The organism is Streptomyces sp. GQ60, from assembly GCF_059758875.1.
Genome location: NZ_JCAXEG010000007.1, coordinates 123502 through 138820 on the forward strand (window position 1 = coordinate 123502; position 15319 = coordinate 138820).

The following is a 15319-nucleotide window of genomic DNA, read 5'->3' on the forward strand; positions in this document are numbered from 1 at the left end:
GGACCCTCCACGGGTTCCGCCCATCGGCGCGTCTACGACACCTTCAGCAGTGAGTCGTCCCGCCACTTCAGCATCTTGTCGAAGCTGACCACGGCGCCCCGGCCCGGCCGGTTGCGGAAGCGGACGTGGTCGGCGAGTTCCTCGATCAGGTGCAGGCCCCGGCCGTGCTCCGCCATGGACGGTCTGCGGCGGGCCACCGTCGCGGGTGGAAACCCCGGGCCCGAGTCGCTCACCTCGATGCGGCAGCGGTCCCCGTCCAGATAGGCCGTGACGTGGTACGCCCCGGTCCCGTCCGGGGATCCGCCGCCCGAGGACGCGTCGTCCAGGTACCCGGAGCGCGGGACGGCTTCGCGGCCGCCGTGCTCCACCGCGTTCGCGCACGCCTCGCTCAGCGCCACCGACAGGTCGAAGGAGATGTCCGGGTCCACCCCCGCGGTCTCCATCGTCCCCAACAGCAGTCGCCTCGCGAGGGGCACACTCGCTGCTTCGCGCCTCAAGTGGAGAGACCACCAGATGCTCATACGGTTACCTATTGCCGCCCGGGGCCGGGGCTAAGCCCCCGGGGACCGGCAGAGCCCTCGTTCAGCCGATGCGGCGCTCCCGGGCGGCGGTGTATGCGGCGGTGGACGCCGGGGGCCGACTTGGCGAAGTGCGCGGGAACGTGAACGATCTGTCGCACCTGCCGCATGAGGGCCCTGCGGCCAGTGCGATGATGGCCCGGCCATGACTGCCCCCCACGCGACGCAGGCCGGACCCGGCCTCAGGCTGATCCGGGCCGCGGTTTTCACCGCGGTCTGTGTCCTGCTGTCCGCGGCCGGGCACGCACTGGTCTCCTGCGCGACGGTGCCCTGGTGGTCCCTCTGCGCCGGCTTCCTCGCCGTCTTCGCGGTGGCGGCCCCGCTCGCGGGACGCCGCCGCTCGCTGCCCGGCCTCGCCGCCGCGCTGGGGGGCGGACAGCTCGCGCTGCACACGGTGTTCGGCCTCGGCCAGCACAACGCCTCCGCGGCCGGCGGCACCTCTACGGAGTCCTCGCTCGCGGCGCTGGCCGCCCAACTGGTGTGCGGGGGCAACTCCGTCCCGATCCACCCGTCGGATGCCCGGCGGATCCTGGAGAGCGCCGGGCTGGACCCGGACGCCCTGGCCGCACAGGCCGAGGCGCAGGGGCACGTGGCCCACACCCACCTGGGGCAGGGCCTCGTAGAACCGGCCACCGGACTGGTCGGGCTGCTCAGCCCGGCCATGCTGATCGGGCACCTGCTGGCCGCGCTCGCCGCGGGCTGGCTGCTCGGGCGCGGCGACGCCGCGCTGTTCCGCCTCCTCGAACTGTCCCGCCTCTCGGCCGAAGCCGGACCGGTACGCCCGCTGCGTGCCGCACTGGCCTACGTACGAGCCCTCGGCGCGGGCCTTCCGGGACGGCCCGCCCGTACCCCGCGGGCAGCGGCCACGGCAACCGGACCCGCGCTCTCCACGGGCCGGAACGCCCTCCAGCACACGGTGATCAGGCGCGGGCCGCCCCCGGCATGCGCCCTCGCAGCCTGAAGCGGCACCCCTCCTCCCGGGACTCACGACCGGAGCACCGGTGCCGCGAACTCCGCGCGCGCCGTGCGCGGAGCCACCGTCACCCCAGCTTCCGTGGAGTGTTTCTGCCATGAAGACCTCTCGCGTCTCCTTCGCCGCCGCCCTCGCCGCCGGTTCCGTCCTCCTCCTCTCCGGTACCGCCTCCGCCCACGTCGGCGTGCAGCCCGTCGGGGAGGCCGCCAAGGGCGGCTACGCGACGCTCAACTTCAAGGTCCCCAACGAGCGCGACAACGCCGCGACCACGCAGCTCGAGGTCAACTTCCCGGTCGGCCAGCCGCTCACGTCCGTCATGCCGCAGGACATCCCCGGCTGGACGTCCAGCGTCGAGAAGACCAAGCTCGACAAGCCGCTCACCGTGCACGGCAAGCAGGTCAACGAGGTCGTCACCAAGGTGACCTGGTCCGGCGGCCGGATCGAGGCCGGCAAGTTCCAGCAGTTCCCGGTCTCCGTCGGCAAGCTGCCCGACAACGCCGACCAGATGGTCTTCAAGTCGATCCAGACCTACGACAACGGCGAGGTCGTCCGCTGGATCGAGGAGCCCAAGGAGGGCGCCGCCGAACCGCAGGCCCCGGCGCCCGTTCTGAAGCTGACCGCCGCCGGCGCCGACCACCACGACGCTGCCAAGAAGCCGGCGGACGAGGCGAAGAACTCCGACGCCGACCACAAGGACGGCCACGACGAGGCGGCCGCCAAGAGCGGCTCCGACACCACCGCCCGTGCCCTCGGCATCGCCGGCATCGTCATCGGACTCGGCGGTGTGGCCTTCGGCGTCGCCTCGCGCCGCCGCACCTCCTGAACCGCCTGACCTCCTGATCCTCCTGACCCGTTGACCTGTTGATCCCGCGCAGCCGGCCCGGTCGACCGGGCCGGCCGGGCTCGCGGATCCACCCGTAGCACCCCCGAATCTCAGGGACTTTCCCCATGCACACCACACGTGTGACGCTCGCCGCCCTCATGGCCGCGGCCGCCCTCACCCTCACCGCCTGCGGTGGTGAACCGGCCAAGAACGGCCAGGTCACCCAGATCAGCGAGAGCCAGGCGAAAGCCGGCTCGGCCACGGTGCTCGACCGCCCCTTCGACAAGCCGGACGTCGTCCTCACGGACACCACCGGCAAGCCGTGGAACCTGCGCGAGCAGACCAAGGGCAAGCCGACGCTCATCTACTTCGGCTACACCCACTGCCCCGACGTGTGCCCCCTGACGATGAGCAACATCGCCGTCGCCAAAAAGGCACTTCCCAAGGCCGACCAGGACAAGCTCCAGGTCGTCTTCATCACCACCGACCCGGAACGGGACACTCCCGAGTCCCTCGGCCCGTGGCTGAAGAGCCTGGACCCGGCATTCACCGGGCTGACCGGTGACTTCGCCACCATCCAGGCCGCCGCACGCACGCTCGGCATCGGTATCGAGGCCGCCACCAAGGACGCCGCCGGCAACGTCGTCTCCATGCATGGCGCCCAGGTCATCGTCTTCTCGCCCAAGACCGACGAGGGATACCTCCTCTACGGCGAGAACACCAGCGTCGATGACTACACCAAGGACCTGCCGAAGATCGTCAAGGGAGAGAACCCGTGAACGCCCGCACCACCCGCACCCTCGCCGCCGCCCTCTCCCTGACGGCCGCGCTCGCCATATCCGGCTGCTCCTCGGACTCCGGGTCCGCTACCGGTGACGCGCCGAAGCTGACGGTCAGCGGCGGCTACATGCCGGAACCCGTGAACGACAAGATGGCCGGCGCGTTCATGGTCATCAAGAACGGCTCCAAGACGGCCGACAAGCTGACCAGCGCCACGAGCACGCTCTCCGACGACCTGCAGATCCACGAGACCAAGGATCAGAAGATGCAGCAGGTGCAGTCCATGGACGTGCCCGCGAACGGCGAGCTGAAGCTGGAGCGCGGCGGCAACCACGTCATGTTCATGGGGCTCAAGAACACCCCCAAGGTCGGCGACAAGGTCACCATCGAACTGCGCTTCGAAAAGTCCGGCCCGGTCAAGGTCGATCTGGACGTCAAGGAGCGGACGTACAAGGCTCCGACGTCCACCAACGGCACCGCCCACTGACGGACCGAGGAACTGACACGCCATGACGGCCACCGCCCCGACCCCATCTGCGGCCCGCGTCCGCGCCACGGCTCTCCTGCCGCGGCTCACGCTGGTCCTCGCCGCTCTGCTGGCAGCCTTCTTCGCCGCTGCCGCGCCGGCCTCGGCACACGCCGCGCTGACCGCGAGCGACCCCGCGGACGGGGCGGTGGTCGCCACGGCGCCCGCCCAGATCAACCTCTCCTTCTCGGAGGGGGTCGCCATGAACGGCGACTCCATCAGGGTCCTGGATCCCCAGGGCAAGCGCGTCGACACCGGGGAACTGCGCGACCTCTGCAGCGGGAGCATCATCCGCTACGGCACCGCCCTGCGTCCGGGGCTGCCCGACGGCACCTACACGGTCGCCTGGCAGGCCATATCCGCGGACAGCCACCCCATCGCCGGCGCCTTCACCTTCTCCATCGGAGCCCCCTCCGAGACCACCGTCTCACTGCCCTCGCGGACGGCAGGCGACGGGCCCGTCGCCGTCGCCTACGGCATCGCGCGCTACGTGGCCTACGCCGGGTTCGCGGTGCTCGTCGGCGCCGCCGCCTTCATCCTGCTGTGCTGGCGCCGGGGCGCCGCGCAGCGGCCGATGCAGAAGCTGGTCGTACGGGCCTGGGTCGCGCTCACCGTGGCCACCCTCGTGATGCTGCTCCTCCGCAACCCGTACACCGGTTCGGGGAACTTCGCCGAAGCCTTCGACCTGGCCGGTCTGAAGACCGTCCTGGAGACCAAGTCCGGGGCCTCGCTCGTCTCGCGGCTGCTCCTCCTCGGCGCGGCCGCACTGTTCATCACCGTCCTGTTCGGCTCCTACGCCCGGCGCCACGCGTCGGACGGCTCGAACGCCCCGGACGGCTCGAACGCCCCGGACGGCTCGAACGCCCCGGACGGCTCGGACGCCCCGGACGGCTCGGACGCCCCGGACGGCTCGGACGCGTCCGAGACCTCCGAGGAGCGCGCCAAGCAGGAGAGCGACCTCGTCTTCGGGCTCGGCATCGGCGGGACCGTCGTCGCCGGCGGGATCGCCGCCACCTGGGCGCTGTCCGAGCACGCCTCCACCGGTATCCAGCCCGCCCTCGCCATGCCCGTCGACATCCTGCACCTGCTGGCCGTGGCCACGTGGCTCGGCGGGCTCACCGCACTGCTCGTCGCGCTCCACAAGGTCCCCGGGATCGAGCGCACGGCCATCCAGCGCTTCTCCACGGTCGCCTTCACCAGCGTGCTCGTCCTGGCCTGCACCGGCCTCTACCAGGCATGGCGCCAGGTGGGTAGTTGGTCCGCGCTGACCGGGACCGATTACGGTCGGCTGCTGTGCGTCAAGATCAGCCTCGTCTCCATCATCGTCGCCATCGCCTACACCTCCCGGAAGTGGACTTCGCGACTGGCCGGCGGCCGGAGCGAGGTCGGGGGCCAGAGCGAGGCCGACGGCAAGGCCGAAGGGGAAGGGGAGCGCGTCTCCGGTGTTTCACGTGAAACATCGCCCGTGACCGTCGCCCCGGCCGACGCCGCCGTCCCCGACACCGCCGTCCCCGACACCAGCGCCGCCTCCGACCCCGAGCGCGCGGCGCAGCTCGCCCGCCAGAGTGCCGCCCGGCGCACCGCGCGGGAGAAGCAGGTGCGCGACGCCGACCCCGACCGCACCGGTCTGCGCCGGTCCGTCCTCGCCGAGGCGGGGGTCGCCGTGGTCCTGCTGGCCGTCACCACCATCCTCACCAGTACCGAGCCCGGCCGCGCCGCGGAGCTGGAGACCGGCCGCGGCTCCACCGCCACCGCCGTTCCGGACCGCGCGGTCAAGGTGACGCTGCCCTTCGACACCGGCGGTCAGAACGGCAAGGGCTCGGTCCGACTCGAGCTCAACCCGGGCCGCGTCGGCGCGAACACGCTCCACGTGTGGGCGGAGACCCCCGACGGCAAGCCGTTCGACCTGCCCGAACTCAAGGTGTCGTTCACCTTGGAGGCCAAGGAGATCGGCCCGCTCCCGGTCCTCCCCGAGCGCCCCGCTCCCGGGCACTGGACCGCATCGGGCGTGCAGCTGCCGCTGCCGGGCGACTGGCGGATCGACCTGACCATCCGCACCTCCGACATCGACCAGACGACCGTCCAGAAGAACGTGAAGATCGGCTGACCAGCGTGCCCCAGAACAACGAACCCACCGAGAGCACCGAGAGCACCGAGAGCACCCCGGAACTCCCCGGTATCGAGATCTCCCGGCGCCGCCTGCTGGGCACGGTCGGCGCCGCGGGCGCGGCCGGGCTCGCGCTCGGCGCCGCCGGGGGGGCCCTCGTCCAGTCCGAGGTGTCCGGGTCCGGGACGGCGGGCTCCGGCGGGGCGCCCGGCAGCCTCGGCGCCACCCGGGTCGCCTTCCACGGGGATCACCAGGCCGGCATCACCACGCCCCTCCAGGCCAAGGGGCACGTCCTCGCCTTCGACCTGGTGCCCGGTGCCGGGCGTACGGAGGCAGCCGCCCTGATGCGGCGCTGGTCGGACACCGCGCTGCGGCTGACGGCGGGCGAACCCGCGGCGGTCGCCGACACCGGCATCGCCCTCGGCTCCGGTCCCTCCTCCCTCACCGTGACCTTCGGCTTCGGCCACTCCTTCTTCGAGCGCACCGGCCTCACCGCCCGCCGCCCCGCCGCCCTCGACCCGCTGCCGGACTTCTCCGCCGACCGGCTCGACCCCCAGCGCAGCAACGGTGACCTGTGGGTCCAGATCGGTTCCGACGACGCGCTGGTCGCGTTCCACGCGCTGCGCGCGCTGCAGAAGGACGCCGGAGAAGCCGCCCGGCCGCGTTGGCAGATGAACGGCTTCAACCGCTCACCCGGTGCCACCGCCTCCCCGATGACCGCCCGCAACCTCATGGGCCAGGTCGACGGAACCAACAATCCGAAGCCCACCGAAGCCGACTTCGACCAGCGGATCTTCGTCCAGGGCACGGTGCCGCCCGAGCACGCCTGGATGGTCGGGGGCTCGTACGCCGTCGTACGCCGCATCCGCATGCTCCTCGACCAGTGGGACCGGCAGCCGCTCGCCCAGCAGGAGCAGGTCATCGGGCGTACCAAGGCCACCGGCGCACCGCTGACCGGCGGCGGCGAGACCACCGCCATGGCCCTCGACAAGACCGGCGCCGACGGGAAGCCGGTCATCCCCTCCAACGCGCACGCCCGGATCTCCGCACCCGCGCAGAACGGCGGGGCGGCCATGCTCCGGCGTCCCTTCTCCTTCCACGACGGGATCGCCGCCGACGGAACACCGGACGCGGGGCTGCTCTTCATCTGCTGGCAGGCCGACCCGTCCCGCGGTTTCGTCCCGGTCCAGCGCAAGCTCGACCGTGGCGACGCCCTGTCCGAATTCATCCGGCACGAGTCGAGCGGCCTGTACGCGGTGCCGCCCGGCGCGCGCGCCGGGGAGTACGTGGGTCAGCGGCTGCTCGAAGGGTGAACAGGCCAGGTGGCGTCCGGGCCCCGGCATTAGGCTGATCGCATGTCGGCCACCCGCTTCACCTATCTCGGTCCCGAAGGCACGTTCACCGAAGCCGCCCTTCGCACCCTCCCCGAAGCCGCGACCCGGGAGCTGGTCCCGATGGTTTCCGTCCCGGCCGCCCTGGACGCCGTGCGCAACGGCGAGGCCGCGGCGGCCCTGGTCCCGATCGAGAACTCGGTGGAGGGCGGGGTCACCTCGACCCTGGACGAGCTGGCTTCCGGCGTACCGCTGATGATCTACCGCGAGGTGCTCCTCCCCATCGCGTTCGCGCTGCTGGTGCGGCCCGGGACCAAGCTGTCGGACGTCAAGACCGTCACCGGGCACCCGGTCGCCCAGCCCCAGGTGCGCAACTGGCTGCGGTCGAACCTGCCCGACGCCCTGTGGGAGTCGGCGGCGTCCAATGCCGACGGTGCCCGGCTGGTCCAGGAGGGCCGCTTCGACGCCGCCTTCGCGGGCGAGTTCGCGGCCGCCACCTACGGGCTGGTCCCGCTGGTCACCGAAATCCACGACGCGCAGAACGCGGAGACCCGCTTCGTCCTCGTCGGGCGTCCGGCCCGGCCGGCCGCACCGACCGGTGCCGACAAGACCTCCGTCGTGCTGTGGATGGGCGACGACCGCCCCGGTGCGCTGCTGGAGCTGCTCCAGGAGTTCGCCGTCCGCGGGGTGAACCTGATGCTGATCCAGTCCCGGCCGACGGGCGCGGGGATCGGCAACTACTGCTTCGCCGTCGATGCCGAGGGGCACATCTCCGACCGCCGGGTCGGCGAGGCCCTCATGGGTCTCAAGCGCACCTGCCCCCAGATCCGCTTCCTCGGCTCCTACCCGCGGGCCGGTGTCGCTCAGGGTGACGTCCTGGGCCCCCGGGCGGGGACCTCCGACGGCGACTTCACGGCGGCCTCCGACTGGCTGACGCGCTGCCTCGACGGGCGTCCCTAACTCTCCGTCCACTGTCCACAGAGTTATCCACAGGCGTGACTGCGGACCTGGGGACAAGTCGACAGAGCGGCACGACAAGGTCGACAAATCGGTCGGGTGGCACAGGTTTCGCGCTGACGAGCGGGAGGTGAACGGCGTCACCGCCGTACCGCCGATCAACTCTTTGGGGCGAGTCATTCCCACCCGAATGAGTGTGTGAGGGCGGTTTGAACCCCGATTGAGCCCGCTCGCTCCACACGCGGGATTGATCTATTCCTGTGTCCACAGATCCGGCGCACAGCCTGTGGATAAGCCGGTCGCCTGGGGAATTCCTGTGGACAAGGAAGGCCTTCCCGTCCTGCTCAGGGGGTGCCCGGCCATCGCCGTTGTGTCCCTTTTCAGGGAATGGGGCCGGTTTTATCGCCCGTCACGGAAGGGTCGGTTCCAGCCCCCTGCCGAAAGTTTTCCATTCGCGGCAATTGAGACAAAGCGACACGCAGCGTGATATCGGTGCGATCCCCGGAAGCCCGGCCCGGTAGCCTGGAGGAGTGATTGACCTCCGGCTGCTCCGTGAAGACCCTGACCGTGTCCGCGCCTCGCAGCGCGCCCGTGGAGAGGACGTCGCCCTCGTCGACGCACTGCTCTCCGCCGACGAGCGCCGCAGGTCCTCCGGCATGCGATTCGATGAACTCCGCAACGAGCAAAGGTCGCTCGGCAAGCTCATCCCCAAGGCCTCTCCGGAGGAGCGGGCCGAGCTGCTGAAGAAGGCCGACCTCCTCAAGCAGGACGTCAAGGCAGCCGAGGCCGAGCAGAACGAGGCGGACGAAGCCGCCAAGCAGCTGCTCCTGCGGCTCGGCAACATCGTCCACACGGACGTGCCCGTCGGCGGCGAGGAGGACTTCGTCGTCCTCGAGACCCACGGCACCATCCGGGACTTCGGAGCCGAGGGCTTCGAGCCAAAGGACCACCTGGAACTCGGCGAGTCCCTGGGCGCCATCGACGTCGAGCGCGGCGCCAAGGTTTCCGGCTCGCGCTTCTACTACCTCACGGGTATCGGCGCCCTGCTGGAACTCGCGCTCGTCAACGCGGCCATCGCCCAGGCGACCGAGGCCGGCTTCACCCCGATGCTCACCCCGGCGCTGGTCCGCCCGCGCGCCATGGAGGGCACCGGCTTCCTCGGCCAGGCCGCGGAGAACGTGTACCACCTGGAGAACGACGACCTTTACCTGGTCGGCACCTCCGAGGTCCCGCTCGCCGCGTACCACATGGACGAGATCATCGACGCGGACAAGCTGCCGCTGCGTTACGCCGGCTTCTCCCCGTGCTTCCGCCGCGAGGCCGGCACGTACGGCAAGGACACCCGCGGGATCTTCCGCGTCCACCAGTTCGACAAGGTCGAGATGTTCTCGTACGTCGCGCCGGAGGAGGCCGAGGCGGAGCACCAGCGGCTCCTGGACTGGGAGAAGCAGTGGCTGACCAGCCTGGAGCTGCCCTTCCAGGTGATCGACGTCGCCACCGGCGACCTGGGCTCCTCCGCCTCGCGCAAGTTCGACTGCGAGGCGTGGATCCCCACCCAGGGCAAGTACCGCGAGCTGACCTCCGCCTCGAACTGTGACGGCTTCCAGGCCCGCCGCCTGTCGATCCGGTACCGCGACGGCAAGAAGACCGCGCCGCTGTCCACCCTGAACGGAACGCTCTGCGCCGTCCCGCGCACGATCGTCGCGATCCTGGAGAACCACCAGCAGGCCGACGGCACGGTCCGGGTTCCCCCGGTGCTCCGGCCCTACCTGGGTGGCCGGGAAATCCTGGAGCCGATCACCAAGTGAGCCCGGCCCCGTTCCCGTACAAGCTCGTCGCGACCGATCTCGACGGGACGCTGCTGCGCGGCGACGACACCGTCTCGGAACGCACCCGTGAGGCGCTCCTCGCGGCCACCGCGGCGGGCGCAGCACACATCATCGTCACCGGCCGCGCCGTGCCGTGGACCCGCCACGTCCTCGACGACCTCGGCTACAAGGGCATCGCGGTCTGCGGACAGGGCGCGCAGGTCTACGACGCGGGCGCGCACCGGCTGCTGACCTCGGTGACGCTCGATCGGAAGCTGGCCGCGCTGGCTCTGGAGAAGATCGAGGCCGAGGTGGGTCCGCTGGCGCTCGCCGCCAGCCGGGACGGAGTCGAGGGCGAGGTGCTGTTCGGCCCCGGCTACCAGGTCCAGGAAGGCCTTCCGGCGCTCTACCTGGAGGACACCTCCGAGGTGTGGTCGGCCCCGCTGAACAAGCTGTACATCCAGCACCCCGAGCTGGACGAGGACGCCCTCGTCCAGGTGGCCCGGGCGACCGTGGGCAGCCTGGTCGGCATCGTCATGGCCGGTCCGGGTGTCGTGGAGATCCTGCCGCTGGGCCTGAGCAAGGCCACGGGCCTCTCGCTGGCCGCGCGCCGGCTGGGGGTGAAGGCGGCCGACACGATCGCCTTCGGCGACATGCCCAACGACATCCCGATGTTCGGCTGGGCCGCGCACGGAGTGGCGATGGCCAACGCGCACGCGGAGCTCAAGGCGGTTGCGGACGAGGTCACCACCTCCAACGAGGAGGACGGCATCGCCGTGGTCCTGGAGCGTCTGCTGGGCGCCGCGTAACCGGGCGGAGGACGAACGGAAGGTCCGGAACGGCCCGCGCCGCGAGGCGCGCTCGAAGTGGCTGTTCCGGACCTTCTTGTTTCTCCCCGCACCGCTCACTCTGCCCCCGCCGCACGCCTCGTACCAGTGAATTTCCGTGCGTCAGCCGTGCGTCCGGCTCGGTTTCGGGTGCGGGTCAGCGGCCAGGCGAGGAGGCCGACGGCTAGTGCAATGGCGTGGCCGAAGTCGGTGAACGTGCCGTCGGTGACGAGCGGGAGTCCGAAGAAGGCCACGGAACCCGCGAGGTAGAGCCAGCGCCAGGGGCCGGGCAGGCGGTACGTCAGCACCCCTACGGCGGTCGCGAGTCCGTAGCTGACGCCGATGTCGACGACGTGGACCATGCTGCGCGGGGCGCGGTTGTCCTGGATGGCCATCAGGACCAGCTTCTGGCTGATCAGCGTGGCCGTGATGTGTCCGGTCGCGATGATGACGAGCCAGCGCAGGGTGCCGAGCCAGCGCTCGACATTGGCCTGGAAGATCTCGAAGAGGACGACGTAGAGCGGGAGCGAGGCCGGATCCGCGATCCAGAACGCGCTGCTGATCAGCGCACGTATGGGGTGCCGGGCGAGCTCGTGGATATTGCTGCTGTTGCGGTGGAGCAGGACGTGTTCGAGATGGTCGGGCACGATCACGACCACGATGCTGGTGACCACGATGATCAGCAGCCAGATGTGGGTGCCGGGCGCGGAGCGTATCCAGGACCGCACAGGCCTGGAGGGCTCCGGCTCGGTGTACTCGATCATGCACCGATGATCCCGCGCAAAGCTGTGCCCCGCCCTGCCGGTGGGCCGGGCGGGGCACTGTTTCACGTGAAACATCCGGTGTGGACGTCCTACTCCTCGCCCGCCAGGGTCAGGCGGCGGAGCTTCTGTCCGGCGTAGAAGGTGGCGCCGACGGTGACCGCGACGAGCAGGATCACCGCGGTGGGCAGCCCGACGGTGGCGTCCACGTACCCCTCGCCCGCGACCTTCTGGGCGAGGGCCAGCGACCACTGCTGGACGCTGAGGGTCTTGGCTCCGTCGACGAGGCTGCCGAAGAGCGACTCCCAGATCAGGGCGTAGACCAGGCCGAAGACGACCGCGTGCCGGCTGACGGTGCCCAGCAGCAGGAACAGCGCGCTGTAGGCGATCGAGGCCACGAGGGCGGCGACGGTGTAGGCCACGGCGATCTGCTGGCCGTTGCCGTTGAGGATGAAGCCGGCGATCAGGGTGGGGATCGCGGAGAAGACCATGGTGACGGCGATCGCGACGGTCAGCTTCGTCAGGATGATCGTCGGGCGCTTCACAGGCTTCGAGAGCAGGTAGACGATCGAGCCGTCGTCGATCTCCGGGCCGATGGCTCCGGTGCCGGCGATGACACCGATCAGCGGGACCATCGTGGCCAGGGCGAATCCGCCGAGGAGGTCTGCGGCGACCTTGTCGTCGAGGCCCGTGAAGGCGCGGACGGCGATGGAGATGGCGATCAGCAGGACGGGCAGTGCACAGAGGATCAGTGCGCGACGGCGGCCGAGCAGGGCCCGGTAGGTGAGCCGGGCAACGGTGGGGTTGTACATGGTGCCAGCTCCTTCAGGCCGCGACGAGGTAGGAGAAGACCGACTCGAGGGACTCGTCGGAAGGCGAGACCGTCAGCAGCCGGATGCCGTGCTCGCGGGCGACCCGCGGCAGCAGCTGGGTGAAGCGCCCGAAGTCGACGGCCTGGATGCGCAAAACGCCCTCCTTGAGGTCCACCTCGATCCCGGCGGTGGACGGGTCGGCGATCAGGGCCGCGGCGAGGGCCCGGTCGTCGGAGGAGCGGACGAGGTAGCGGTGCGGGCGGTCCGTCATCAGGCGGCGGATCTTCCGGAAGTCACCGGAGGCCGCGTGCCGGCCGGCGACGACCACCTCGATGTGGGAGGCGAGCTGTTCGACCTCCTCAAGGATGTGCGAGGAGAAGAGAACGGTGCGGCCGTCGTCGCCCATGCGCCGCAGGAGCTCCATGAGCTGCATGCGCTGGCGCGGGTCCATGCCGTTGAACGGCTCGTCGAGCAGGAGCACGGACGGGTCGTGGACCAGGGCGGAGGCCATCTTCACGCGCTGGCGCATGCCCTTGGAGTACGTGGAGATCTTGCGGTCCTGGGCGTACTCCATCTCGACCGTGGCCAGGGACCGCTGGGCGGCCGCCTCGTCGAGACCGTGCAGTTCGGCGTTGGCGACGACGAACTCCTTGCCGGTGAGGAAGTCGTACATGGCCTCGCGCTCCGGCACGACGCCGATCTGCTTGTAGACCTGCTCGTTCTGCCAGATCGGGGTGCCGTCGAGGGTGACGGTGCCCGTGGAGGGGGCGAGGAAGCCGCCCATCATGTTGATGAGGGTGGACTTGCCGGCGCCGTTGGGGCCGAGCAGGCCGGTGACTCCGGGACCGATGCGCATGGTCACGTCGTTGACGGCGACGACGTTCCCGAACCAGCGGGAGGTGTGGTCGATGTCGATGATGCTCACAGCCCGGCCTTCCGGTAGCGGGCCATCAGCGCGGCGTAGGAGCCGGCGATGAGGCCGAGGATGACGAGCAGGTAGACGAATCCGACGGCGCCCGAGGGGCCGGTGCTGCCGGGGAAGCCGGAGTCGGCGCCGAGGAAGGCGGTCTGCAGGCCGTCGATGAGGCTCATCGGGGAGAACAGGCCGAGCCACTCGATGACCCCGGTCGAGCCCGTCTCGTGGGCGATGGCCTGGACGACGGACACGGCGCCGTAGGGGATCAGGAGCACGGCGATGATGGCGGCGACGCCGAAGCCGCGGCGCGGGGTGAGCGCGGCCATGACCAGGCCGAGGCCGGAGAAGAGCAGCGACAGCAGCAGTACCGACACCAGTGCCTGCCCGAATCCCTTGGTCTGGTCGCCGAAGTCGAACTTCGCCAGCAGCGCGCCGATCCACATGATCAGCAGCGGGGTGGCGGTGAGGATGAACAGGGCCGACGCCATCGCCGCGAACTTGGCGACGACGTAGTCGACGCGCTCGATCGGCCGCGAGAAGTAGAGCGGCACCGTCTTGAAGCGCAGGTCCCGCGAGACGGACTGCGGGGCCTGGGAGGCCAGGTAGAGGTAGACGATGACCTGGGTGGTCATGGCGTACGTCGTGTACTTGATCGGCAGCGCGGTGGAGCCGGGCACGGTGATGGCGACCGCGACGAGGATCAGCGCGGGGACGCACATCACCGCGAAGAGCAGCATCGGGAGCACCTTGGACTTGGCCGAGCGGCCGAGTCCGTAGGCGCCGCGCAGGGACTGTGCGAACAGCGACTTGCGGGCGTAGGAGCGGCCGAGCCGGGGGCCGTCGTAGGACCGGTAGCCGATGTTGTGGATCTGGGTCGAGGTGTCAGGCGCCATCGGAACCGGCTCCCTTCTGCTGGGTGGCGGCCCAGGCGGTGGCCTGGGCGGACTGGGCTGCGAACTGCTCGGCCCGGGCGGCCGCCGCGTCGCTGTCGCGGAAGACCTCCGCGATGTGGTGGCGGCGCTGTTCCATGCGGACCAGGCCGATTCCGAGATCGGCCACCGTGTCGCGGACGGTGTCGTACGTGGCTTCGCCGGTGGCCTCGACGAGGAGGATGTGGCCGGCTCCGGGCAGGCCCTCCTCCTCGCCCTCGTGCAGCGTCACTCCCGCCTCGGTGAGCGCCTTGCGCAGGGCGGCGGTGCCGTCCGGGTGGGCGTCGGAATCGGTGACCTCGACCGCGAGGGTCGTGGTGGTCTGGGTGAAGTCGCTGGTGGAGCTGGAGCGCAGCAGCTTGCCGCCGTCGACGACCACGACGTGGTCGCAGGTCCGCTCCAGCTCGCCGAGCAGGTGGGAGGTGACCAGGACCGAGATGCCGAAGTCGGTGTAGACGCGGCGGATCAGGCCCAGCATCTCGTCCCGGCCGACCGGGTCGAGGCCGTTGGTGGGCTCATCGAGGAGCACCAGTTGCGGGTCGTGGACCAGCGCCTGGGCGAGCTTGACGCGCTGCTTCATGCCGGTGGAGTACCCGCCGATGGGGCGGTAGCGCTCCTCGTACAGCCCCACGTGCCGCAGGGTGTCCGCGGTGCGTTCACGGGCGGCGGTCGGCGGGAGCCCGGACATGCGCGCCATGTGCACGACGAACTCGGTGGCCGAGACGTCGGGGGGCAGGCAGTCGTGTTCGGGCATGTAGCCGACGCGCTCGCGGATCGCGCTGCCATGGGTGGCTACGTCGAGTCCGAGCACGGCGGCGGTGCCCTCGGTGGCGGGGGAGAGTCCCAGCAGAATCTTGATCAGCGTGGACTTGCCGGCTCCGTTGGCGCCCACGAGCCCGGTAACTCCGGGTCCGATGTCCAAGGAGAGCCGGTCGAGGGCGGTCACTCGGGGGTACCGCTTGCTCAGGCTTTCGGTCGCGATGACAGTCACGTGAACGACGTTAGTGGCGTACGGAGCCCGGATCGTCAGACTTGGAGCTCGATCCTTTCTCCGCCTTCAGGACTACGGACCCCGACATAAGGCTGACGTAGGGCTGATGCGTACCGGACAAGTTTGTCCACAGGTCCGTGCACGGGCCTTGACGTGATCTCCGGTCATTGTCACATTCATCAGTGTCAAGTTACGGGCGC

At 70.3% G+C, this 15319-nt stretch carries 15 protein-coding genes; 9 read left to right on the forward strand and 6 right to left on the reverse strand.

Translation table 11 applies throughout. The features are described 5' to 3' along the window. Nucleotides 1–32 precede the first annotated feature (32 nt). Complete coding sequence (locus AC6CKD_RS19360) at nucleotides 33–521, reverse strand: ATP-binding protein (RefSeq protein WP_498328697.1); 489 nt, start codon at nucleotides 519–521, stop codon at nucleotides 33–35. Nucleotides 522–723: 202 nt separating this feature from the next. Between AC6CKD_RS19360 and AC6CKD_RS19365 the strand changes: the two genes are divergently transcribed. The 9 genes from AC6CKD_RS19365 (at nucleotide 724) to AC6CKD_RS19405 (ending at nucleotide 10692) form a co-directional block, all read left to right on the forward strand. After that, nucleotides 724–1539: a hypothetical protein gene (locus AC6CKD_RS19365; protein ID WP_498328698.1), complete on the forward strand. Its 816-nt coding sequence runs from the start codon at nucleotides 724–726 to the stop codon at nucleotides 1537–1539. 109 nt (nucleotides 1540–1648) lie between these two features. After that, nucleotides 1649–2374, forward strand: coding sequence for a YcnI family copper-binding membrane protein (locus tag AC6CKD_RS19370; protein ID WP_498328699.1), 726 nt, complete (start codon nucleotides 1649–1651; stop codon nucleotides 2372–2374). Nucleotides 2375–2499: 125 nt separating this feature from the next. After that, nucleotides 2500–3153 (forward strand): SCO family protein, encoded by a 654-nt coding sequence (locus AC6CKD_RS19375; RefSeq protein ID WP_498328700.1) that lies wholly within the window; start codon nucleotides 2500–2502, stop codon nucleotides 3151–3153. After that, nucleotides 3150–3641, forward strand: coding sequence for a copper chaperone PCu(A)C (locus AC6CKD_RS19380; protein WP_498328701.1), 492 nt, complete (start codon nucleotides 3150–3152; stop codon nucleotides 3639–3641). Before AC6CKD_RS19375 ends, AC6CKD_RS19380 begins: the two co-directional genes overlap by 4 nt. Nucleotides 3642–3663: 22 nt before the next feature. Beyond that, entirely contained in the window at nucleotides 3664–5787 is a 2124-nt protein-coding gene (locus AC6CKD_RS19385; protein ID WP_498328702.1) for a copper resistance CopC/CopD family protein, read from the forward strand. 71 nt (nucleotides 5788–5858) lie between these two features. Further along, nucleotides 5859–7100 (forward strand): iron uptake transporter deferrochelatase/peroxidase subunit, encoded by a 1242-nt coding sequence (gene efeB / locus AC6CKD_RS19390; protein ID WP_498328937.1) that lies wholly within the window; start codon nucleotides 5859–5861, stop codon nucleotides 7098–7100. 42 nt (nucleotides 7101–7142) lie between these two features. Continuing rightward, nucleotides 7143–8078, forward strand: coding sequence for a prephenate dehydratase (pheA, locus tag AC6CKD_RS19395; RefSeq protein WP_498328703.1), 936 nt, complete (start codon nucleotides 7143–7145; stop codon nucleotides 8076–8078). A gap of 527 nt (nucleotides 8079–8605) precedes the next feature. After that, nucleotides 8606–9883, forward strand: coding sequence for a serine--tRNA ligase (gene serS / locus AC6CKD_RS19400; RefSeq protein ID WP_498328704.1), 1278 nt, complete (start codon nucleotides 8606–8608; stop codon nucleotides 9881–9883). Continuing rightward, the gene (locus tag AC6CKD_RS19405; protein ID WP_498328705.1) at nucleotides 9880–10692 is read left to right on the forward strand and encodes an HAD family hydrolase; all 813 of its coding nucleotides are present in this window, start codon (nucleotides 9880–9882) and stop codon (nucleotides 10690–10692) included. Before serS ends, AC6CKD_RS19405 begins: the two co-directional genes overlap by 4 nt. A 95-nt stretch (nucleotides 10693–10787) precedes the next feature. On the opposite strand, the gene AC6CKD_RS19410 is transcribed toward AC6CKD_RS19405, so the two are convergent. The 5 genes from AC6CKD_RS19410 to AC6CKD_RS19430 all read right to left on the reverse strand — a co-directional run bounded on the left by AC6CKD_RS19410 (nucleotide 10788) and on the right by AC6CKD_RS19430 (nucleotide 15119). Beyond that, on the reverse strand, nucleotides 10788–11474 hold the full coding sequence (locus tag AC6CKD_RS19410; RefSeq protein WP_498328706.1) for a rhomboid-like protein: 687 nt from the start codon (nucleotides 11472–11474) through the stop codon (nucleotides 10788–10790). A gap of 89 nt (nucleotides 11475–11563) precedes the next feature. Next, nucleotides 11564–12283, reverse strand: a complete 720-nt coding sequence (locus AC6CKD_RS19415; protein ID WP_498328707.1) for an ABC transporter permease — start codon at nucleotides 12281–12283, stop codon at nucleotides 11564–11566. Between the two features lie 13 nt (nucleotides 12284–12296). Beyond that, the gene (locus AC6CKD_RS19420; protein WP_498328708.1) at nucleotides 12297–13208 is read right to left on the reverse strand and encodes an ABC transporter ATP-binding protein; all 912 of its coding nucleotides are present in this window, start codon (nucleotides 13206–13208) and stop codon (nucleotides 12297–12299) included. Continuing rightward, a complete protein-coding gene (locus AC6CKD_RS19425) occupies nucleotides 13205–14092 on the reverse strand; it encodes an ABC transporter permease subunit (protein ID WP_498328709.1) in 888 nt (295 codons plus the stop codon). The genes AC6CKD_RS19420 and AC6CKD_RS19425 overlap by 4 nt, the downstream gene beginning before the upstream one ends. Further along, complete coding sequence (locus tag AC6CKD_RS19430) at nucleotides 14082–15119, reverse strand: ABC transporter ATP-binding protein (RefSeq protein ID WP_498328710.1); 1038 nt, start codon at nucleotides 15117–15119, stop codon at nucleotides 14082–14084. The genes AC6CKD_RS19425 and AC6CKD_RS19430 overlap by 11 nt, the downstream gene beginning before the upstream one ends. Between the last annotated feature and the right edge of the window lie 200 nt (nucleotides 15120–15319).

What these genes read in the sequence shown, in the direction of transcription:
- AC6CKD_RS19360 (WP_498328697.1), bottom strand. Translation starts at nt 521, where the DNA reads ATGAGCATCTGGTGGTCTCTCCACTTGAGGCGCGAAGCAGCGAGTGTG.
- AC6CKD_RS19365 (WP_498328698.1), top strand. Translation starts at nt 724, where the DNA reads ATGACTGCCCCCCACGCGACGCAGGCCGGACCCGGCCTCAGGCTGATC.
- AC6CKD_RS19370 (WP_498328699.1), top strand. Translation starts at nt 1,649, where the DNA reads ATGAAGACCTCTCGCGTCTCCTTCGCCGCCGCCCTCGCCGCCGGTTCC.
- AC6CKD_RS19375 (WP_498328700.1), top strand. Translation starts at nt 2,500, where the DNA reads ATGCACACCACACGTGTGACGCTCGCCGCCCTCATGGCCGCGGCCGCC.
- AC6CKD_RS19385 (WP_498328702.1), top strand. Translation starts at nt 3,664, where the DNA reads ATGACGGCCACCGCCCCGACCCCATCTGCGGCCCGCGTCCGCGCCACG.
- pheA (WP_498328703.1), top strand. Translation starts at nt 7,143, where the DNA reads ATGTCGGCCACCCGCTTCACCTATCTCGGTCCCGAAGGCACGTTCACC.
- AC6CKD_RS19410 (WP_498328706.1), bottom strand. Translation starts at nt 11,474, where the DNA reads ATGATCGAGTACACCGAGCCGGAGCCCTCCAGGCCTGTGCGGTCCTGG.
- AC6CKD_RS19415 (WP_498328707.1), bottom strand. Translation starts at nt 12,283, where the DNA reads ATGTACAACCCCACCGTTGCCCGGCTCACCTACCGGGCCCTGCTCGGC.
- AC6CKD_RS19425 (WP_498328709.1), bottom strand. Translation starts at nt 14,092, where the DNA reads ATGGCGCCTGACACCTCGACCCAGATCCACAACATCGGCTACCGGTCC.